Origin of the sequence: Micromonospora sp. NPDC048894 (assembly GCF_040649765.1) — a bacterium.
GTDB classification, from domain to species: Bacteria; Actinomycetota; Actinomycetes; order Mycobacteriales; family Micromonosporaceae; genus Micromonospora; species Micromonospora antibiotica.
Genome location: NZ_JBEZFY010000001.1, coordinates 702,093 through 721,446, shown reverse-complemented (window position 1 = coordinate 721,446; position 19,354 = coordinate 702,093). Strand labels below are relative to the sequence as shown.

Here is a 19,354-nt window from a genome sequence, read left to right as displayed (position 1 = left end):
CACCGGGAACCGACAGCTCTCCTCGAAACTATCGGTGGCGAAATTCGTAACTTTCCGGAATCTGGACCCGTCGACGACTGTGACCGCTAACACCGGAGGCGCTCAGGGCGGTCGACCGGGGGACACCGTCGATGGCCACCACCATGCTCCGATCTCACCCCCACCCGAGGGCTGCTGAATCGTCATGGGCGACACCGGGCGTCGCCCGCGGTGGCCGGTGTCGCGGCCCACGGTCAGGATCGGGCGAACGATCCGTGGCGGGCCCGACACCGGCCGGGCCCGCCGCGCCCACCCGGGGCAGCGGGTCGTCGGTCAACTCGGCCGCTGGTCCTGCTGGTTGCGCCGGAGGGCTTCTTCGAGTTGGTCTTCGAGAATGATGATCCGACAGGCGGCTTCCAGGGCTGTGCCCTGGTCGACCATCTCCCGCGCCCGCGCGGCAAGGCGCAGCTGGTAACGGGAGTAGCGGCGGTGACCGCCGGCCGACCGGACCGGGGTGATCAGCTTCGCCTCGTCGAGGCGACGCAAAAAGTCCTGGGTAGCACCGGTCATCTCGGCGGCGCGGCCCATCGTGTAGGCGGGAAAGTCCTCGTCATCGAACATGTCGTCGGGTTGGGCCATACACACACCTCTCCGTGACGAGGGCCCCGGCGCTTTCGCGCCGGGGCCCGGGGTTTACGGGTCTGAAACACCATCTACCGACAGGTTCGTCGGTTTGTCGTATCCGCACCCGCCGCCATCGGCGGACCAGGGCGCGAGGATCGCATAAGCGTGACCGGAGACCACCTTTCGTTCGATGGAAACTGCGGTGTCCGGCTCCAGAATCGACACGTGCGTCCTGGAGGCGGGCGATCCAACGGTGTTCGGGGCCCTCCCTTTCCTCTGCTTTCACTTCCTGACGTTCGTCGTGCTGTCCATCGGTGTCGGAGCCCCACGCGACTTCATGGCCCCGTCCACGTGCAACGGACTGTCCCACCAGGCGAGCCCCGAACCAGCACTGGCCCACCTGTCTGCCCTGACCTGGAATTACATCAGGGTCTTGTCGTTCACCATCACGCTCTTGCTCTGCTTGCTGCGGTGATCAGAACTCACCGCCGTGCCGGCCGGGCCACGAGACATGTCCGGGGCCCCGCTCGGTCACTTCGTCGGCGTTTTCGACGATCTCTGCTGTCAACGACAGGAACACTAACCACTGCCGGCAAGAATATCTAGCGTTTCGCACATAGTTTTTCTCCGTGAGCGCGTGGACACCTGACGTAACGCAACGGGCCGCCGTGGTCAGACGCTGGCCAGCGCCTCGGTCGGCGACAGGGCGGCGGCGCGCATCGACGGGTAGACGCCGGCCACCACGCCCACCACCACCGCACCCCCCAGCCCGGCCAGCGTCGACGACAGCGGGATCACCACCGGCCAGTGGTGGTACGTGGCGTAACCGACGGTGACGGCCACGCCGAGCACCGTCCCGGCCACCCCGCCCAACGCCGCCAGGGCCACCGACTCGGTGAGGAACTGGCCCCGGATCTGGCCCCGGTTGGCCCCCAGCGCCCGCCGCAGGCCGATCTCGGCCCGCCGTTCCAGCACCGAGATGACCATGGTGTTGGCCACCCCGATCCCACCGACCAGCAACGCCACCGCAGCGAGGGCGAGAAACAGCGACGAGAAGGCGCTCTCCGTGGCGCGCTTCGCGGCCAGGGCGTCCGACGGTCGGCTGACCAGCACGTCGGCCGGGCTCTGCGGGCTGACCGTCTCGGGCAGCACCGCCCGGACCTGCTCCACCGCCGGCTCCAGCGACCGGACGTAGAGCACGGTGGGGTGCCCGTCGAAGCCGAGTTCGGACTGCGCGGCCGGCCAGCCGACCAGCACGGACCGGTCGATCTCCGGCAGCAGCGGGACGGCGGCCAGGATGCCGACGACGGTGAACCACCGGTCGCCGATCATCACCTGCTGACCGGGGCCACCCCCGGTGCCCACGTCGACCACCCCCAGCCGGGCCGCCGCGACCGACCCGAGCACCACGGTGGGAAACCGTGCGGTCGCCGGGGTGAGCCAACTGCCGTGCTGGACGCGGGCGTTGATGATCGGGAGCAGGTCGAGCTGACTGGCCAGCACCGTCAGGCCGGAGCCGTCATCGGGGTCGGCGCGGTCGGACCGGCGTACCAGGGTGTGGGTGTTGGCCACCGCGCTGACGCTGGTCACCGGGCCGACCCGACGTACCATGCCGGTCGATTCCTGCGGCAGCAGCGCCGGTGGGTCCTGGTCGGGCAGGGCCCGTACCTCCAGCATGTTGGTGCCGAGCGCGGCCAGTTCCCGCATGAGCTGGGCCTGGCTGGAGGCGGGGATGCCGGTGACCACGATCATCGTGGCGATCCCGATGGCGATGCCGAGCGCGGACAGCGCGGCCCGGGTTCGCCGGGTACGGATGCCGAGCAGACCCAGTCCGAGCAGGTCGGTCAGGGCCAGTCGGACCGGCCGGGCGGCGTCACGTGCGGTACCCGGATGCGACGCCTGCGGGGTGTCCGTGCTCATCGGGGCGTCACCACCCGGCCGGAGTCGGCGACCAGGTGACCGTCGCGCAGCTCCACCCGACGGGGCAGTCGGGCGGCGATGTCCCGGTCGTGGGTGATCACGGCGATGGTGGTGCCCTCGGCGTGCAGCCGGTACAGCAGCTCCAGGACGGCCTGGCCGGTGCGGGTGTCCAGCGCGCCGGTGGGTTCGTCGGCGAGCAGCAGAGCGGGCTGGTGGACCAGCGCCCGGGCGATCGCCACCCGCTGCCGCTCACCACCGGAGAGCTGGTGCGGCAGGTGCGTGACGCGGTGCGCCAGGCCGACCCGGTCGAGCGCCGCGAGGGCCAACGACCGGCGGTGCCGGCGCGGCACCCCGGCGTAGAGCAGCCCGGTGGCGACGTTCTCGGCCGCGCTCAGCCCGGCGGTGAGGTGGAACTGCTGGAAGACGAAGCCCAGCCAGCGCCCCCGCAACGCGGACAGTTGCCGGTCGGAGAGCCCGCCGACGTCGAGCCCACCCAGGTGCACCGTGCCGGACGTCGGCCGGTCCAGGGTGCCCATGATGTGCAGCAGGGTCGACTTGCCGGAGCCGGACGGGCCGACGATGGCCAGCATCTCGCCCCCGGTGATGTCGAGCGAGACACCGGCGAGGGCGGTGACCCCGCCGGGATAGCGCATGGCGGCATCGCGTACGGCCAGCACGGTCACGAGGTCGTCACCACCTTGAGGTCCTCGGTGATCCCGTCGCCGGAGACCTCGACCATCCCCTTGGCGAACATGCCGGTGGCGACGGCCACGAACCGGTCGTCGTCGGCCCGTTGCAGCGCGTAGCCGCCCTCGCTGAGCGCCACCAGCGCGCCGACCGGCACGGCGAGCACGTCCGGTCGGGTCTCGCCGGCCAGGTCGACCCGCACGTCGGCGGCGTCGGTCCCGGTCAGGTCCTCGTCGACGGTCACCGTGACGGCCCGCTTGGGCTCACTGGTCGGGCCCGCGGCGTCGTCCTGCGCGACGGTGGTGCCGACCGCCGACACCGTGCCGTCGACCGTCTTGTCGCCCGGCAGGGTGACCGTCACCCGGTCGCCCCGGTGGACCGTCCCGGCCTCGGTCACCGTGGCCTGGACGGTGATCACCTTCGCGGTGGGCGTGACGGTCAACAGCGGGGTCTCGGCGTCGTCCCCGCGTAGGGCGGTGACGGCGTCGACCCGGACCGCGCCGGGCAGCACGACGACGTCGCCGACGGCGATCCGGCCGGTCACCGGCAGTTCGACGTCCTGCTGCCAGCGCTTGATCGCCCGCATCAGCGAGCCGGTCAGCACCCCTTCACCCTTGCGGACGACGACCCGGGCGGGGGTGGCGGCGGTGCCGCCCGCCGCCGGTGTGGGTGCCGCCGCGCCCTGCCCAGCAGCCTCCTGCCCGGACGCACCCTGACCAGCAGCCGCCTGCCCGGACGCGGGCTGACCAGAGGCCGCCTGCGCCGACGCCGGCTGCCCCGGCTCCGACCCCGCGCGCTGCTGCCCCGTGGCGGTCTCCCCGGGCCCGGACGCCGACTTCTGGCCGGACGTCGACTTCTGCTGGCCTGACGTCGACTTCTGGCCGGACGCCGGTGTGGCGGGGCCCGCCTTCGCCGGCCGGACGACCTTCTCCCCCGGTACGGGCTGGTAGCCGATCTCGTAACCCAGCGCCTTGAGGTTGGTGGCGATGATCCGCACGTCACGGCCCACCGTGCCGGGTTCGGCGAGATCGCGGTAGAGCGGCAGGCCACCGTAGAACAACGGCACCGGCTGGTCGTCGATCCGGTAGAGCTGTTTGCCCCGGGTGACCGTCGCACCGGCCGCCGGCAGCCAGGTGACCGTCCCGCTCCGACCGCCCTTCACCGGTTCCGCCCGCCCGTACCCGAGGGTGCCGGTCAGCGACACGGTGGTGGCGAGGTCGGTCCGGACGACGGTGGTGGTCTGCACCGGGACCAGCGGGTCCCCGGAGGGCGTACCCGGACCACGGTGGACGGACCAGGCGACGCCGCCGCCGACGACCGCCACCGCCAGGATCAGTATCGCCGGGACGACGAGGCGTCGACCGGTGCGGCGCGGTGGGCTCTGCGCTGGTGACTGTTCTGTTGGCACACCGCCGAGCATGGCGACGGTTCTTCAGAAACCTGTCAGGATCGCCCCGCCTCACGGGTTTCTGACATCAGGCGACGACCGTGGGCACCATGCCGAAGATGCTCTCCGTGCAGGCCCGTCGCTTCGCCGTACCGGTGCTGGTGGTCGGTTGCCTGCTCAGTGGTTGTTCCACCGCCCGCACCGACGACCGGGCCGACGGCCCACGGGCCGACAGTTCCCGGGTCGCCTCGTTGCAGAGCCCGGACCCGGCGTCGAGCAGCCCGGCCGGCTCCGTCGAGGACCAGCGTCCCCTGATCCCCCTGGACGCGACCAACGACGAGATCGAGGCCCTGCGGGCGGTCTGGGGTGAGTGCGTGGCGAAGGAGGGCGGCCCCGGGTACGAGGACGGTCGGAGCGTCATCTGGAAGGAGAGCCAGAAGGACCCGAGGGCGAAGGAGGTGCGGGCGGCGTGCCGGTCGAAGGAGCCGGAGTTCTTCGATGAACGGCAGAAGCGCACGGACAACGCCGCGTTCCGGGACAACCAACGGCAGTGGTACCAGTGCGCCAAGAAGGCCGGTTACCGGCTCACCGAGCCGGACGAGGACGGCGAGTTCGGCATCACCGAGGTCGGCCCGAACGGTGACTTCCAGTCGCCCCGGATGACGGCGTGCCGGCGGGAGGCGTTCAGCCGATGACCGGCATCATCCTTTCGGGTAGCCATCCTTCCGTCTTTCGGGTAGCGTTCGCTCCACCAGATGGACGACATGACGCGGTGGCCAGTCCCGTGATCGTGACCCTGTGACAGCGCGCAGCCCGTCCGCGTGCTCCGGCGTCAGCCGATGCGGAGGTTCCTCCGGTCGCTCCGATCAGCGGGCACGTGCGGAAGGCCCAGCATGCTCACCACGTCCGAACCGACCGCCGGCACCCCCACCGACCAGCACCGCGCCGCCAGCGCCGACGAGCTCGTGGCCGCGATGGCGGCGCTGGCCGCCGACGACCCGCGCCGCCCGGTGCTGCGGGCCCGCGCCATCGAGGCGTGGTTGCCGCTCGCCCGGCACCTGGCCCGCCGCTACTCGGGGCGCGGAGTCCAGGACGACGACCTGGCCCAGACCGCCGCGCTCGGGCTGATCAAGGCGGTCGACCACTTCGACCCGGAGCGGGGTGTCGCCTTCACCGGGTACGCCATCCCCACCGTCGTCGGCGAGATCAAGCGGTACTTCCGGGACCGCACCTGGTCGGTGCGGGTCCCCCGCCGGCTCCAGGAGCTGCGCCTGGCGATCAGCGAGGCGAACAGCACGCTCACCCACACCCTGGGCCGTTCGCCGACCGTCGCCGACATCGCCAGCTACCTCGACGTGTCCGAGGAGGCCGTCCTGGAAGGGTTGGAGGGGGCCCGCGCCTACCAGGCCACCTCGCTGTCCACCCCCATCGGCACCGACGGCGGCATGGAACTCGCCGACACCCTCGGCGTCGAGGACCACGAACTCGAACTGGTCGAGATCCACGTCGCCCTCGGCCCCGCCCTCGCCACCCTGCCGGACCGCGAACGCCGGATCCTGGCCCTGCGCTTCTACGGCAACCTGACCCAGGCGGAGATCGCCGACCGGGTCGGCATCTCCCAGATGCACGTCTCCCGGCTCATCACCCGGGCGCTGGCCGTCCTGCGCGGCCGGCTCACCGACGACCGGGGGTGAGTACGGCGGGCGACCACGGGTACTCCGCCCCCATGGCGCGGTACACGGAACCCGAGCTGCGGGAGCGGCTCAAGGACGAGATCAGGGCCGGTGACCGGGGTGGTCGGCCGGGACAGTGGTCGGCGCGCAAGTCGCAGTTGCTGACCCGGGAATACCAGAAGCGCGGCGGTGGCTACCAGGGCCCGCGCGACGAGCGGCAGCAGTCCCTGCGGCGCTGGGGTGACCAGAAGTGGCGGACCCGGCAGGGCACCACCCGGGCCCGGCACGACGGCGAGACCGACCGCTATCTGCCCGACCGGGCCTGGAAGCAGCTCTCCCCGCAGCAGCAACGCGCCACCGACGCCCGCAAGCGCAAGTCGTCGACGGCCGGCCGGCAGTACGTCGCCAACACCGGGCCGGCCCGGCGGGCCCGCCGGAGCGTCACGTCGGCCGGGTCCCTCACCGAGCTGACCGTCGCCGAGGCGACCCGGCACGTCCGCGATCTTGACACCACGCAGCTCAGAGCGGCCCTGCGTGCCGAGCGCCGGGGCAAGGGCCGCAAGACGCTGATCCGTCGGCTGGAGTCGGCCCTCGACCGTCGCTGACCCCGAGCGGGACATCGCGGCGGCACGAGATACGCGGTGAGCCGGCATCGGACGACCTACAGCCGGTCGAAGCTCTCCATGCCGGCAAGGTCTAGCAACTCGGTCCGGACAGTCGGGCACTCCTGCCCGGTCTGGTCGTCGATCTGGCGGCCACTCGGCACCGCGCCCTGCTTCTCGTACCAGGAATAGAGGTTCACGGTGAGGTTGGCCATCGCGCCGGTCTCGGACCCGATACCCCGCAGTGTCGGCAGCCGCCCCTCCAGGTAGGCGCACACCTCCTTCGCCGACACCGGCGTCGAGTCGCCGGCCGCAGCGGACCCGGCCGCGCTGGACGCGGCGTCGGGTGGCGCGGCGGCGGTGTCGCACGCGGACAGGGTGAGCACGAGACAGAGGGTCGACACGAGCGTACGCACGGTTTTCATCGGTTCTTCGTCCCTTCAGGGGGTGGGTAGGACGGGTCGTCCGCAGCGGACGGCTCGTCGGCCGCCCCGGCGGTCGCGGTGACGAGCCAGAGGCCGGCGGGCAGCCGGTAGCCGACGTCGGGTTCCCGGAACCGGTCGAGCAACCGGGCCGCTCCCGCGCGCGCCGCTGCCTGCCCGGCGGGCGGGGCCGCCCGGTACGCGGCACCGGCCGGGCCGATCTCGACGAGCCACTCGGCCACCGCCTCGGCGTCGTCGGGTGCCTGCATGACCACGTCACACGGCGTGGTCGTGACAGTGGTCCAGCCCGCAGCGGTGAGGATCCGGATGAGCCGCGCCGGGTCGGCGAAGGCGAACGGACCGGGTTCGGCTCCCACCGGTAGCGGTGGCAGCGCTCCGAGGTGCGGTGCCGCGCCGAGCATCGCGGCGAACAGCCACTGGTTGACGGTGCCGTCGCGGAACACGGTCGCGGCCAGTCGGCCTGCCGGGCGCATCGACCGCCGGATCGCGGTGCAGCCGGCGACCGGGTCCGCCAGCAGCATCAGGGCCATCCGCGAGTACGCGGCGTCGAACGGCGCTCCCGGTACGGCATCGAGGGTGTCGATGTCCGCCGCGTGGAACCGGATTCCGGGGTACCGGTCCGGGGGGGAACCGTCGCCGGGCGGCGGCCACCATCGCCTCGGCGATGTCGACGCCGACCGCCGTGCCGGCCGCGCCCACGGCCGAGGCGAGTTCGGCCGTGGTGCCGCCGCAACCGCAGCCCACGTCGAGCACTCGTTCGGCGGGCCGTACGGCCAGGCGATCCATGGCCGCCGCGCCCAACGGTCGCCCGATCCCGTCCTGCCAGTCGGCGTGCCGGATCCAGCCGGCCGCCGCCCCTGCCCAGAAGGTGGCACCTCGGGACCGCAGGGCGGCGGCGTCGGCCATCAGAACGGCATCTCGGTGCCGTCGACGCTCACCGCGCGGAAGCCGGCCGCCTTCGTCGGGTCGAAGCCGTCCTCCTGCGCTGCCAGGCCCGCCGCCCGGACCAGCCGTTCGGACTGGAACCGGCGGAACGCGGCCTCGTCCTGCCAGATGTTGATGATGCGCCAGCCGTCCTCGACCGGGCCGGCGACGTGGGCGACGAGCCCCGGCGGCCGGTCCGGTCCGAGGTGCCGTTCGACCTGGCGGTACTCCGCCTCGCTGACGCCGGGCATCTCCTGCAACACACCGAACGGCATGGCCACCACTTTCGATAGAGTTATCATCTATCGAATAGAGCACTACACTCGTGGCGTGGTTGTCAAGAGGCGCTATGACTCCTCCCGGCGGAAGGAACAATCCCGACAGACCCGAGGGGCGATTCTCGAAGCGGCCGGTCGACTGTTCGTCGACCCCGGTTACGCGGCCACCCCGCTGACCGCCGTCGCCGCAACGGCAGGCGTCGCGGTCCAGACGGTGTACGCGCTGTTCGGCAGCAAGCGCCAACTGCTCTCCGACCTGGTCGACGTCACCCTGGCCGGCGACGACGAACCGGTGGCCCTGCCGGACCGGCCCTTCGTCGCCGAGATCCGGGCACTCGCCGACCCCCGCGCCAAGCTCATCCGCTACGCCCGCCACCTGGTCGAGGTGAACGCCCGGCAGGCCCAGGTGATGCTCGCGCTGGCCGGGGCCGCCACCGCCGATCAGGACGCCGCCGAGATCTGGCGCAAGAACGTCGACGAGCGCCGCCGGGGCATGGCCATGTTCGCCGCGGAACTCGTCGGCACCGGGGCCCTCCGCCCCGACCTGGACGTCGACCAGGTCGCGGACATCCTCTGGCTGGCGCAGGACGTCCGCAACTTCGACTGGCTCGTCCGGCAACGGGGCTGGCCACCGGAGCAGTACCAGCGGTGGTACGTGGACACGGTCGGTGGGGCCGTCCTCGCCGGCCCCCCGCCGGGGTGACCGACAGCGTGACCGGTCCCGGCGGGGTCCCCGCCGACCCACGGTCGGCTCGTGAGGCGGGCGGCACCCGGAGTGCCTATGCTCGACGGGTGGAGGACAGCGACCAGATCGTGCTGGCCGAGATGCTGCAGTCGGCCGAGGACGCCGCCCCGGTCGAGGCCGTCGAGGCGGTCACCGGAGCCATCGCCTCGGCGCTGGACGCGCTCGGCGTCTCGCTGCTGATCGCCGATCTCAGCGGTCGGGCCCTGGTCCGGCTGACCCACCAGCCGGGCGCCGACGGGCCGGGCCGCCTCCAGGACGAGGAGGCCGCCGAGGTGCTCCCGTTCGACGGCGGGCCCTACGAGCAGGCGGTGCGCCTCCAGCTCCCCCAGGTGCTGCCCGGCAACGGCCGGTGGCGGCTGCTCGCACCCGTCACCGAGCGCGGCGAGGTCATCGGCCTGCTGGAGATCGACCTGCCCGACGAGCCGGACGACGAGGTGATCGCCCGGGTCGCCCGGACCGCGCACGCGTTGGCGTTCGTGATAATCGCCAACCGGCGGCACACCGACCTGTTCGAGTGGGGGCAGCGCAGCACCCCGTTCACCCTCTCCGCCGAGATCCAACGCCGGCTGCTACCCGCCTCGTTCACCTGCGAGGGCGGCGCGTTCACCCTCTCCGGCTGGCTGGAGCCGGCCGCGAGCGTCGGCGGCGACACCTTCGACTACAGCGTGGCCCGCGACGTGCTGCACCTGAGCGTCACCGATGCGATGGGCCACGGGGTCGCCAGCGCGCTGACCGCCACTCTCGGGGTGGGCAGTCTGCGCAACACCCGCCGCCGTGGCCTGAGCCTGACCGCGCAGGCCGACGAGGCCAACAGCGCCATCGCCCAGCACGCCAACGTCCGTGGCGCGTACGTGACGGCGGTGCTGGGCCGCATCGACCTGCCCACCGGGCGCTGCGAGTTGCTCAACGCCGGGCACGTCCCGCCGATGCTGGTCCGCGACGGCCGGACCACGGCCCTGGAACTGCCCGGCAACTTCCCGCTGGGCATGTTCCCCGAGGCGGGCTTCCGCAGCGGGGAGGTCGCCCTGCGCCCCGGTGACCGGCTGGTCGTGGTCACCGACGGGATGCGCGAACGCAACGCCGCCGATCTCGACCTACCGGCCGCCCTGCTCGACATCGCGCCGTTGCACCCCCGGGAGGCGGTCCGGGCGCTGTCGGACGCGGTGCTGTCCATCGCCGGTCCGGCCCTGGCCGACGACGCGACCCTGCTGATCATCGACTGGTACGGCGACCACGGGCCGCGCCGTAGCACCGCCGGCGCGGACACCACCCGGGCCAGCGTCCGGCCCCACTGAGGGGATCACGACACCCGGGCCGCCGCCTCGGCGTCGGGCACCGTGTCGAAGATGCCGATGACCTGGTCGACCGACGTGATCGACAACACCGTGCGGACCGGCCGGCGGACCCCGGCCAGCCCGAGCCAGCCGTTGCGTTCCCGCAGCTCCCGATAGGCGACCACGAGCGCGCCGAGGCCGCTGGAGTCCATGAACCCGACACCGGTCAGGTCGACCACCACGACCCGGGCGCCGCCCTCGACCACTTCGCGTAACCGTTCCCGCAACTGCGGGGTGGTGCTCATGTCCAGGTCACCGGCGATCTCCACCACTGTGCCGGCACCCTCCTGGCGGGTCGACAGCGTGAATTCCACGTGAACCCCCTTCGTTGCGACGTACCGGACATCCGATGACGCAGTACGTCGTTCACACGGTGCCAGAAACCACCCATGAGCGCTCGGCGACGCCCGCCGGGTGGGCGGGTCGGTGGCGACTCGACGACTGGCGCACGGACCGGGCCGGCGCTTCCTACGCCTGTCGTGACCTGCGCGGTCGTCCGGAGGCAATTGCGCACGGCTTGCCGCGCAAACGCGTACATAACTCACATGAGTATCTTGACCAGCGACTGATCGTCGGTACGGTCCTTACTCACGCGGCGCGTTTCTCCCTATGTGGACGTCGCGGCTGGTCCTTCGATCGGAAGGCGATACATGACCACTCCCTCAACCCCCAGGGCACGCCGGGGCCGACGGGCACTCGGCCTGATGGCCGCCGGGCTGCTCCTGGCCGGCGCGATCCCCGGTACGGCGTCGGCGGCCGAGCCCGACCCACGCGTCGGCCTCGGCGCGGGCTGGCTCGACGCACAGTCCGCGATCAGCAACCTCGAACAGGTGGCGCACCGCGACAAGCCGGCCGGATTCGTCGACCCGACCAACCCTGGCAACGGCGGGTACTACAACTCGGACCTCGCCTTCGGCGGCCGGTACGCCTTCCAGGGCAACTACAACGGCTTCACGATCACCGACGTGGCCAACCCGGCCGAGCCGACCCTGGTCACCAGCGTGGTGTGCCCCGGTGGGCAGGGTGACCTCTCCGTCCAGGGCAACCTGCTCTTCATGTCGGTCGAGGAGACCCGGGGACGGGTCGACTGCGGCACGAACCCCAACGTCGGCACCCGGTTCCAGGGCGTGCGGATCTTCGACATCAGCGACGTCCGCAACCCGGTGCAGGTCGCGGGGGTTCAGCTCTGCCGTGGCTCGCACACCCACACGGTGGTGACCGACCCCCGCGACGCCGACAACATCTACATCTACGTCTCCGGTACGGCATCCGTGCGCCCGGCGACCACGATGGAGGGGTGCAACAACAACGCCGCCGACGGGGAGAACCCGTCGCGGTGGCGGATCGACGTGATCAAGGTGCCGGTGGCCGCACCCCAGAACGCCGCCGTGGTCAACCAACCGCGACTGTTCCAGGACCCGGCCACGGGTCGGGTCGACGGCCTCCAGAACGGCCCGGTGACGCCCCGGCACCCGTCCGGGTCGACCTGGTCGCCCACGCCGAACACCAACGCCTGCCACGACATCACCGCCTACCCGGCGATCGGCCTGGCGGCCGGCGCGTGTCAGGGCAACGGCATCCTGATCGACATCTCGGACCCGGCCAACCCGAAGCGGATCGACGAGGTGGCCGACCCGAACTTCGCGTACTGGCACTCGGCGACGTTCAACAACGACGGCACCAAGGTGATCTTCACTGACGAGTGGGGCGGGGGCAGCGGCGCACGCTGCCGCGACACCGACCAGCCGCAGTGGGGCGCCAACGCCATCTTCGACATCGTCGACCGGAAGATGACCTTCGCCAGCTACTACAAGCTGCCGGTGCCCCAGTCGCTGCAGGAGAACTGCGTCGCGCACAACGGCTCGCTGATTCCGGTGCCGGGCCGCGACATCATGATGCAGGCCTGGTACCAGGGCGGCATCTCGGTGTTCGACTTCACCGACTCGGCGCACCCACGGGAGATCGCGTACTTCGACCGGGGGCCGGTCAGCCCTACCTCACTCGTGCTCGGTGGCTTCTGGTCGGCGTACTGGTACAACGGCAACCTCTACGGCAACGAGATCGCCCGCGGTTTCGACGTGTTCAAGCTGACCCCCAGCGCGCACCTGTCGGCCGCCGAGATCGAGGCCGCCGGCCAGGTGAAGCTGGCCGGGTTCAACGCCCAGGGCCAGCCGAAGATCAGCTGGACGCCGAGCTTCGCGCTCGTCCGCGCCTACCACGACCAGGTGGTACGGGCCGGCGCGATCGACCCGGCGCTGAGCACGGAGGTCGACGCGGTCCTCTCCCGGGCCAGCGGATTCGCCGCCGAGGGCAGGCGGTTCGCCGCCGAGGAGCAACTGCGTGCCCTGGCCGACAAGCTCGACACCGCAGCGCACCGCACGCTCCGGCAGTCCGTGGTGGACCTGGCGGACACCTTCAACCCGAGGGTCGCCGCCACGGTGGGCCCGGCCGAGCCGACCGGCAGCAACGGCTGGTACACCGGTGACGTCACGCTCACCCTCACCGGCCTGATCGCCGGTCTCTGGACCGGTCAGTACTCGATCGACGACGGCGTGACCTGGGTGGACGTCCCGGCCAGCGGTGTCGCGACGATCAGCGCCGACGTCAAGGGTCCGGTGCGCTATCGGGCCGTCGACGGGGCCGGCAACACCTCCCGGCAGGGCAGCCAGTGGCTCAAGATCGACCGGACGGCACCCGCCGTGCAGGTTTCCGGGCTCACCGACGGCACCTCGTACGGTGACTCCGGTGCGGTGACGGTGGACTGGTCGGTCACCGACACCGGTTCCGGGCCCGGCATCAACCCGGACAGCGCGCTGCTGGACGGCAAGCGGGTCGCCCGGGGGACGACGGTCGCCCTGTCCAGCCTCCCGCTGGGCAGCCATACCCTGACGGTGACCGCGAAGGACAAGGCCGGCAACACCACCAACCGGTCCGTCACGTTCACCACGACGACGTCCTTCGCCGACCTGCGGTCCCTCGTGGACGGTTACCGGTCCGCCGGCACCGTCAGCGCGGGCAACGCCGACAAGCTGACCACCAGCCTCGGCAAGGCCGCCGCGGCGGCCAGCGGCGGGCAGCCGGCGGAGGCGGTCACCCACCTGACCACCTTCGTCGACCAGGCCCGCGCGCTCAACGCCGTCGGCGCGCGCAACCTGCTGGTCCGCGACGCCCAGGCGCTGATCGACCAGCTCGACAGGTAACCCGCCCGGTCCGGCCGGACCGACGGATCGCACGAACCGGGGCCTGCCCAGCGTCGCTGGGCGGGCCCCGGCCGTTCCCCGACTCCTGCGGCCCGGTCCGGTGCCGCCCGACGGCGGCTCAGCCGAGTTTGGCCAGCACCCGAACCGGTGCCGCCCGACGGCAGCTCAGCCGAGTTTGGCCAGCACCCGAACCGGTGCCGCCCGACGGCAGCTCAGCCGAGTCTGGCCAGCATCTGCTGCATCCGTTGGATCTCGATGCCCTGGTCGGCGTTGACCTCGCGGGCGAACTGGTCGCTCGCCGGCTCCAGCCCGCCGCCGCCCGCGTACAGCTGCTCCACCATGGTCAACGCGCCCTGGTGGTGGCGGATCATCGCGGTGAGGAAGAGCCGGTCGAACTCCGTACCACTAGCCTGCTTGAGCTGGTCGAACTGGGCGGCGGTCAGCATTCCCGGCATGAGCGCGTCGTGCGCCGCCCCGTCGTGCGGGCCGGCGGCCGGCACGTTGCGCTCGGCCAGCCAGGTGCGCATCCGGGCGATCTCGTCGCCCTGCGACACCTCGATCCGCTTGGCCAGCAGCGTCACGTCCGGGCTGGTGGTCCGTCCGGCCAGCAGCGCGGTCATCGCCAGCGCCTGCGTGTGGTGCGGGATCATGCCCTGGACGAACCGGCTGTCGGCTGCGGTGAACCCGGGCGGCGAGACCTGCGCCAGGTCGGTGCCGGACAGTTGCCGACCCGGCTGGCCGGGTGCGCCCGGCTGCACCACGCGTGATGTCGGCGGCTGGTAGGCCGGGTCGTCCCGGCCCACCCAGAGGGCCACTCCCACCACCGCGCCGAGGACGACCGTGGCGACCACACCGGAAACGACCACGCGACGGGGCAGCGGCACGATTCACCTACCAGTCTGGGCTTGAGCTGCGCAGAGTCCCTGGGAATAGTGCCTCAATCCCGGCACCCCCACCAGCCCACGAGTCGGTGGAATCGGGCCCATCCGTAGCCACTTTCGCTCACTCATCGAAAAGTTTCCCCGAATCGATCCAAAGTGCTAGTGTCTGCGATCAATCTTTGGTGTGACGCGTTCCATACCGACCCGCCATCGGGAGAAAGTGGCGCGGTCCCTCCCCGGCCGGGCCCACCACCACTGGAGGAACCATGACCGCCCCGCACCGGCGTCGCTGGCGTCGCAGACCCGTGCTCGTGGCCGCCGGCACCGCCCTGGCCACCGTGCTCGCCACCGCCTCCGTCACCCCGGCCACCGCCGCACCCACCGCCGACCTCCCGCCCCAGGAACCCGGCGTCACCCTGCGCTCGTACGACATGGGCACCCCGCTGTCCGCGCTGTGCACCCTCAAGCCCGCGCAGACGCCCAACGTCGACAAGCTGATGCCGCAGGTCAACTGGACCAGCACGGATGACTTCGGGCTCGCCGACCGGTTCATCAGCCACGTCACCGCCAACCTCGCCGCGCCCGTGGACGGCACCTACGCCTTCCGCCTCACCAGTGACGACGGCTCCCGGCTGACCATCGGCGACGCGGTCGTCGTCGACCACGACGGGCTGCACGGCGAGACCGCCAAGGACGGCACGGTCACCCTCATCGCCGGCCGGCACCCGCTGCGCATCGAGCACTTCGACGACGGCGGCGGCCAGGTGCTGCGGCTGGAGTGGCGTCCACCGGGCAACGCCGACTTCACCCTCGTCCCGAACTCCGCCCTGAGCACCGAGGCCGGGGTGGTCCGGGTGACCGCGCCGGGCTGGAAGTACTGCGAGGGGGCCACCGACTCGGCCGGCGACGGTCTGCCGCTCGACCGGGTGCACCCCGGCTACACCCTCACCGACCTGCGCCCCGACGGGTTCCGGCCGCAGGTCACCGGGATGGCGTTCCGCCCCGACGGCGCGCTGGTCCTGAGCACCTGGGGCGGCACCGACAACGCCACCGGCGAGATCTGGGTGGCCGAGGGCGCTACCGGCGCGACCGGCCCCGACCAGGTGACCTACCACCGGTTCGCCGACGGGCTGCGCGAGCCGCAGGGCGTCGCCGTGGTCGACGGCACCGTCTACGTCAGCCAGAAGCACGAGCTGACCGCGCTGCGCGACACCGACGGCGACGGCGACGCCGACGACCGCCGTACGGTCGCCACCTGGCCGTGGGGCGGCAACTTCCACGAGTTCGCCTTCGGCCTGCTCTACCGGGACGGGTTCTTCCACCTCAACCTGTCGGTCGCGATCAACCAGGGCGGCGCCACCACAGTGCCGCAGCCCGCCGCGAACCGGGGCACCTCGATCAAGGTCAACGCCCGGACCGGCAAGATCACCTATGTGGCCGGTGGGCTGCGCACCCCGAACGGGATTGGCTGGGGGCCGCGCGGCGAGGTCCTCGTCACCGACAACCAGGGTGGCTGGCTGCCCGCGTCCAAGCTGGTCCAGATCCAGCAGGGGGCGTTCTTCAACCACTACACCAGCCCCGACGGGCCGTACGACGACAAGCCGGTGACCCGACCGATCGTCTGGCTCCCGCAGAACGAGATCGGCAACTCCCCGTCCAGCCCCGTGCTGCTCGCGCAGGGGCCGTACGCCGGGCAGCTCGTCGTCGGCGACGTCACCTACGGCGGCCTGCAACGGGTCTACCTCGACGAGGTCGAGGGGCAGTACCAGGGGGCGGTGTTCCGGCACACGCAGGGCCTGGAGGCCGGCGTCAACGAGGTCACCCTCGGCCCCGACGGCGCGGTCTACGTGGGCGGCGTGGGGGCCGGCGGCAACTGGGGCCAGGAGGGCAAACTCACCTACGGCCTGCAGAAGCTCACCCCCAACGGCACCTCGGCCTTCGAGGTCAAGCAGATGCGGGCCACCGCCAACGGGTTCGACCTGGAATACACCGAGCCGATCTCGGCCGAGACCGCCGCGCGGCTCGCCGGGGCGTACCAGGTGACGCAGTGGCGCTACGGGGCGACCAGCCAGTACGGCGGGCCCAAGCTCGACCTGGAGACACTCACCGTGACCCGGGCGGTGCTGGCGGCCAACGGGCGCACCGTCCGGCTGCGCATCCCCGGCCTCAAGGAGAACCGGGTGGTGCACGTCCGCTCCCCGCGCCCGTTCTCCGCCGCCGACGGCGAGCAGTTGTGGAACACCGAGGCCTGGTACACGCTCAACGAGATCCCCGGCCGGGTGTCCCAGCCGCAGACCTTCTTCGAGGCCGAGGAGGGTCGCACCGTCGGCGTCGGCCTGGCCACCGACCACGCCGCCTACTCCGGTGCCGGCTTCGCCGCCGGGTTCGCCGACGACGGCGCGTCGACCCGGATCTCCGTCGACGTCCCCGAGGCCGGCAACCACGACCTGGCGATGCGCTACAGCAACGGCCCCAACCCGTTCTCCGGCCCGAAACAGCTCAGCCTGTACGTCAACGGCAAGCGGATCGAACAGACGGTCTTCCCGTCCACCGTCACCTGGGAGGAGTGGGGCACCGTCACCAGCAGGGCACACCTGCGGCGGGGTCGCAACATCGTCGAGTACCGCAAGGAGAGCGCCGACTCCGGGCACGTCAACCTCGACGTGCTCGCCGTCCGGCCACGCGGCGAACGGATCACCCTGTTCGACGGCGGCGACCTCACCGAGTGGCAGCACACCGACGGGCGCGAGCCGGAGTGGACGCTCGCCGGCAACACCATGACCGTACGCGGCGGTGACCTGCGCACCGTGCAGGCGTTCGGCGACTTCCGGCTGCACGTGGAGTTCAACCTGCCGCTCTATCCGCCGGAGGTGACCGGGCAGCAGCGCGCCAACAGCGGGGTCTACCTCCAGGACCGCTACGAGATCCAGGTGCTCGACTCGTTCGGCGTCGACCCGCCGCAGAACAACGACTCCGCCGCCATCTACACCCAGAAGGCGCCCGACGTGAACGCGGCCCGACCGCCCCAGACCTGGCAGACGTACGACATCGAGTACCGGCAGGCCCGCTACGACGCGGCCGGGAACAAGGTGGCGAACCCCCGGGTGACCGTGGTGTGGAACGGCGTCACCGTGCACGACGACGTGGAGATCCTCGGCCCGACCGGCGGCAGCCGGCCGGAGGGCCCGGCGGCCGGTGCGATCCGGCTCCAGGACCACGGCAACCCGGTCCAGTACCGCAAGATCTGGATCAAGCCGCTCGACGGGTGACCCGGTAGGAGACGTGGCCGGGACCGTTTCGACGGCCCCGGCCGCGCCGCGTCGCGGGCTGGCCTGATCGGCACCTCCTTCAGGCGCGGATCCGCCCCGGCACCGAACTCCGCGCGAGCCTGGATAGAGTTACGTCAATGACGTCGCTGGAGTGGTCACCCGCCCCCGTCGGCATCGACGCCAGCCGCTGGGTGAGCCGGTCGGGTTGCCGGCCGACGCTCGTCGTGGCCCACACCATCGCGAGCTGCCAACGCTTGCTGGACGTCATCGGGTACGTCGAGGGCGACCCCCGCGTGCAGGTGGTCTTCACCGTGGCGCCGGACGTCTTCAACCATCAGGTGGCACGGTTCCTCGACCGGCTCGGCGCGCTCGTCCTGCCCTGGTACCAGGCCGTCCGGGAGCACTTCGACCTCGGCATCGCCGCCGCCCACGGCGGGCTGCACCAACTGCACGCGCCGCTCCTGCTGCTGGCCCACGGGGCCGGACGGAGCAAGCGGGTGCGACCCGGTTCGTCCGACGCGCCGGTGCTCGCAGACCCACCGGTGTACGGTCTCGACGCCCAACGGCTGACCCATGACGGGCGCGTGCTCCCGACAGCCCTCGCCCTCTCCCACGACCGTGAGTTGGAGGTGCTGCGTCGGCAGTGCCCGGAGGCGGTCGAGGCGGCTGTGGTCGTCGGCGACCCCTGCGTCGACCGGCTCGTCGCCAGCCTTCCCCGCCGCCCGGACTACCGGCGGGCCATGGGGTTGGGCGAGCATCAGCAACTCGTCGTGGTCTCCTCCACCTGGGGCAGGGACGGTGCCTTCGGCCGCTGGCCGGACCTGCTTCCACAGTTGATGAAACAGCTCCCGGCGGACCGGTACCGGGTGGCCGCGCTGCTGCACCCCGCGATCTGGGACGGACACGGGCACCGCCAGATCCGCGCCTGGCTCCGGGGCTGCCTCGACGCCGGGTTGCTGCTGCCCGATCCGACCGAGGACTGGCGTGGCCCGGTGGTTGCCGCCGACCACGTCGTCGGCGACCACGGCTCCGTCACGGCCTACGCCGCCGCCATCGGACGCCGGACCCTGCTGCTCCCCGCCCAGGGACCGGTACCGGCCACCGGTACGGCCCAGCACCTGCTCGCCACCCACGCACCCCGCCTGGACCCCCGACAGCCGCTGATCTCCCAACTCGCCCTGACCGGCGAGGTCGACCCCGAGACGGTGATGGCTGCGTTGACCGCCCGCCCGGGCAATGCCGGCGTGCTGCTGCGGCGCACCATGTACCGCCTGCTCCGGCTTGCCGAGCCCGACCAGCGGCAGCAGACCGACCCCGTCCCCGTGCCCCGCCCCCACCACTGGGCGACGGAACGTGGTCTCGCCGGCTGAGCGGTGCGCATCCTCGTGACCAGGGCTGCCGGGCACCT

General features: G+C 71.8%; 18 protein-coding genes and 1 pseudogene. 9 read left to right on the top strand and 10 right to left on the bottom strand.

Annotated features, from left to right (window positions below; genetic code table 11):
• Positions 1 to 312: 312 nt before the first annotated feature.
• Positions 313 to 618: a MerR family transcriptional regulator gene (locus AB0C22_RS03425; RefSeq protein ID WP_219466319.1), complete on the bottom strand. Its 306-nt coding sequence runs from the start codon at positions 616 to 618 to the stop codon at positions 313 to 315.
• Between the two features lie 175 nt (positions 619 to 793).
• On the opposite strand from AB0C22_RS03425, the gene AB0C22_RS03420 reads away from it, so the two are divergent.
• The gene (locus AB0C22_RS03420; protein WP_357533221.1) at positions 794 to 1,078 is read left to right on the top strand and encodes a hypothetical protein; all 285 of its coding nucleotides are present in this window, start codon (positions 794 to 796) and stop codon (positions 1,076 to 1,078) included.
• A 197-nt stretch (positions 1,079 to 1,275) separates the two neighbouring features.
• On the opposite strand, the gene AB0C22_RS03415 is transcribed toward AB0C22_RS03420, so the two are convergent.
• The 3 genes from AB0C22_RS03415 to AB0C22_RS03405 are packed head-to-tail and all read right to left on the bottom strand — an operon-like array spanning position 1,276 to position 4,618.
• A complete protein-coding gene (locus AB0C22_RS03415) occupies positions 1,276 to 2,523 on the bottom strand; it encodes an ABC transporter permease (protein ID WP_208565681.1) in 1,248 nt (415 codons plus the stop codon).
• Entirely contained in the window at positions 2,520 to 3,176 is a 657-nt protein-coding gene (locus AB0C22_RS03410; protein WP_208565854.1) for an ABC transporter ATP-binding protein, read from the bottom strand. Before AB0C22_RS03410 ends, AB0C22_RS03415 begins: the two co-directional genes overlap by 4 nt.
• 26 nt (positions 3,177 to 3,202) lie before the next feature.
• A complete protein-coding gene (locus tag AB0C22_RS03405; RefSeq protein ID WP_357533219.1) occupies positions 3,203 to 4,618 on the bottom strand; it encodes a peptidoglycan-binding protein in 1,416 nt (471 codons plus the stop codon).
• An 89-nt stretch (positions 4,619 to 4,707) separates the two neighbouring features.
• On the opposite strand from AB0C22_RS03405, the gene AB0C22_RS03400 reads away from it, so the two are divergent.
• The 3 genes from AB0C22_RS03400 (at position 4,708) to AB0C22_RS03390 (ending at position 6,875) form a co-directional block, all read left to right on the top strand.
• Positions 4,708 to 5,292, top strand: coding sequence for a hypothetical protein (locus AB0C22_RS03400; RefSeq protein ID WP_357533217.1), 585 nt, complete (start codon positions 4,708 to 4,710; stop codon positions 5,290 to 5,292).
• A gap of 198 nt (positions 5,293 to 5,490) precedes the next feature.
• Positions 5,491 to 6,291: a SigB/SigF/SigG family RNA polymerase sigma factor gene (locus tag AB0C22_RS03395; RefSeq protein ID WP_219466310.1), complete on the top strand. Its 801-nt coding sequence runs from the start codon at positions 5,491 to 5,493 to the stop codon at positions 6,289 to 6,291.
• Positions 6,292 to 6,323: 32 nt separating this feature from the next.
• Complete coding sequence (locus AB0C22_RS03390) at positions 6,324 to 6,875, top strand: hypothetical protein (protein WP_357533214.1); 552 nt, start codon at positions 6,324 to 6,326, stop codon at positions 6,873 to 6,875.
• 56 nt (positions 6,876 to 6,931) lie between these two features.
• Here the strand turns inward: AB0C22_RS03390 and AB0C22_RS03385 are convergent, their stop codons facing one another.
• The 4 genes and pseudogenes from AB0C22_RS03385 to AB0C22_RS03370 all read right to left on the bottom strand — a co-directional run bounded on the left by AB0C22_RS03385 (position 6,932) and on the right by AB0C22_RS03370 (position 8,514).
• Positions 6,932 to 7,297: a hypothetical protein gene (locus tag AB0C22_RS03385; RefSeq protein ID WP_219466303.1), complete on the bottom strand. Its 366-nt coding sequence runs from the start codon at positions 7,295 to 7,297 to the stop codon at positions 6,932 to 6,934.
• Complete coding sequence (locus AB0C22_RS03380) at positions 7,294 to 7,836, bottom strand: hypothetical protein (RefSeq protein WP_357533360.1); 543 nt, start codon at positions 7,834 to 7,836, stop codon at positions 7,294 to 7,296. The genes AB0C22_RS03385 and AB0C22_RS03380 overlap by 4 nt, the downstream gene beginning before the upstream one ends.
• 109 nt (positions 7,837 to 7,945) lie before the next feature.
• Positions 7,946 to 8,101: pseudogene (locus AB0C22_RS03375) on the bottom strand (methyltransferase domain-containing protein); the annotation flags it as partial.
• Positions 8,102 to 8,220: 119 nt separating this feature from the next.
• Positions 8,221 to 8,514: a hypothetical protein gene (locus AB0C22_RS03370; protein WP_141723074.1), complete on the bottom strand. Its 294-nt coding sequence runs from the start codon at positions 8,512 to 8,514 to the stop codon at positions 8,221 to 8,223.
• 55 nt (positions 8,515 to 8,569) lie between these two features.
• Here AB0C22_RS03370 and AB0C22_RS03365 point away from each other — a divergent pair, with 55 nt between their 5' ends.
• Together AB0C22_RS03365 and AB0C22_RS03360 are read left to right on the top strand one after the other, a co-directional pair.
• Positions 8,570 to 9,220, top strand: a complete 651-nt coding sequence (locus tag AB0C22_RS03365) for a TetR/AcrR family transcriptional regulator (protein ID WP_308290993.1) — start codon at positions 8,570 to 8,572, stop codon at positions 9,218 to 9,220.
• Between the two features lie 89 nt (positions 9,221 to 9,309).
• Entirely contained in the window at positions 9,310 to 10,557 is a 1,248-nt protein-coding gene (locus tag AB0C22_RS03360) for a PP2C family protein-serine/threonine phosphatase (RefSeq protein ID WP_357533211.1), read from the top strand.
• Between the two features lie 5 nt (positions 10,558 to 10,562).
• Here the strand turns inward: AB0C22_RS03360 and AB0C22_RS03355 are convergent, their stop codons facing one another.
• Positions 10,563 to 10,910 carry an STAS domain-containing protein gene (locus tag AB0C22_RS03355; RefSeq protein WP_357533209.1) on the bottom strand — a complete coding sequence of 116 codons (348 nt, stop codon included), beginning with the start codon at positions 10,908 to 10,910 and terminating at the stop codon, positions 10,563 to 10,565.
• Positions 10,911 to 11,246: 336 nt separating this feature from the next.
• Here AB0C22_RS03355 and AB0C22_RS03350 point away from each other — a divergent pair, with 336 nt between their 5' ends.
• Positions 11,247 to 13,796 (top strand): hypothetical protein, encoded by a 2,550-nt coding sequence (locus AB0C22_RS03350; RefSeq protein WP_255597847.1) that lies wholly within the window; start codon positions 11,247 to 11,249, stop codon positions 13,794 to 13,796.
• A 212-nt stretch (positions 13,797 to 14,008) separates the two neighbouring features.
• Here the strand turns inward: AB0C22_RS03350 and AB0C22_RS03345 are convergent, their stop codons facing one another.
• Positions 14,009 to 14,680 carry a DUF305 domain-containing protein gene (locus tag AB0C22_RS03345; protein ID WP_357533207.1) on the bottom strand — a complete coding sequence of 224 codons (672 nt, stop codon included), beginning with the start codon at positions 14,678 to 14,680 and terminating at the stop codon, positions 14,009 to 14,011.
• Positions 14,681 to 14,943: 263 nt separating this feature from the next.
• Here AB0C22_RS03345 and AB0C22_RS03340 point away from each other — a divergent pair, with 263 nt between their 5' ends.
• The gene (locus tag AB0C22_RS03340; protein WP_357533205.1) at positions 14,944 to 17,946 is read left to right on the top strand and encodes a family 16 glycoside hydrolase; all 3,003 of its coding nucleotides are present in this window, start codon (positions 14,944 to 14,946) and stop codon (positions 17,944 to 17,946) included.
• A gap of 137 nt (positions 17,947 to 18,083) precedes the next feature.
• Positions 18,084 to 19,316 (top strand): hypothetical protein, encoded by a 1,233-nt coding sequence (locus AB0C22_RS03335; protein WP_357533203.1) that lies wholly within the window; start codon positions 18,084 to 18,086, stop codon positions 19,314 to 19,316.
• The last annotated feature ends 38 nt before the right edge of the window (positions 19,317 to 19,354 follow it).

Excerpts from the sequence above, each read along its gene's own strand:
- AB0C22_RS03390 (WP_357533214.1), top strand. The coding sequence starts at position 6,324 with ATGGCGCGGTACACGGAACCCGAGCTGCGGGAGCGGCTCAAGGACGAG.
- AB0C22_RS03340 (WP_357533205.1), top strand. The coding sequence starts at position 14,944 with ATGACCGCCCCGCACCGGCGTCGCTGGCGTCGCAGACCCGTGCTCGTG.
- AB0C22_RS03425 (WP_219466319.1), bottom strand. The coding sequence starts at position 618 with ATGGCCCAACCCGACGACATGTTCGATGACGAGGACTTTCCCGCCTAC.
- AB0C22_RS03370 (WP_141723074.1), bottom strand. The coding sequence starts at position 8,514 with ATGCCGTTCGGTGTGTTGCAGGAGATGCCCGGCGTCAGCGAGGCGGAG.
- AB0C22_RS03400 (WP_357533217.1), top strand. The coding sequence starts at position 4,708 with ATGCCGAAGATGCTCTCCGTGCAGGCCCGTCGCTTCGCCGTACCGGTG.
- AB0C22_RS03335 (WP_357533203.1), top strand. The coding sequence starts at position 18,084 with ATGACGTCGCTGGAGTGGTCACCCGCCCCCGTCGGCATCGACGCCAGC.
- AB0C22_RS03415 (WP_208565681.1), bottom strand. The coding sequence starts at position 2,523 with ATGAGCACGGACACCCCGCAGGCGTCGCATCCGGGTACCGCACGTGAC.
- AB0C22_RS03410 (WP_208565854.1), bottom strand. The coding sequence starts at position 3,176 with ATGCGCTATCCCGGCGGGGTCACCGCCCTCGCCGGTGTCTCGCTCGAC.
- AB0C22_RS03385 (WP_219466303.1), bottom strand. The coding sequence starts at position 7,297 with ATGAAAACCGTGCGTACGCTCGTGTCGACCCTCTGTCTCGTGCTCACC.
- AB0C22_RS03380 (WP_357533360.1), bottom strand. The coding sequence starts at position 7,836 with ATGCTGCTGGCGGACCCGGTCGCCGGCTGCACCGCGATCCGGCGGTCG.
- AB0C22_RS03420 (WP_357533221.1), top strand. The coding sequence starts at position 794 with ATGGAAACTGCGGTGTCCGGCTCCAGAATCGACACGTGCGTCCTGGAG.
- AB0C22_RS03395 (WP_219466310.1), top strand. The coding sequence starts at position 5,491 with ATGCTCACCACGTCCGAACCGACCGCCGGCACCCCCACCGACCAGCAC.
- AB0C22_RS03350 (WP_255597847.1), top strand. The coding sequence starts at position 11,247 with ATGACCACTCCCTCAACCCCCAGGGCACGCCGGGGCCGACGGGCACTC.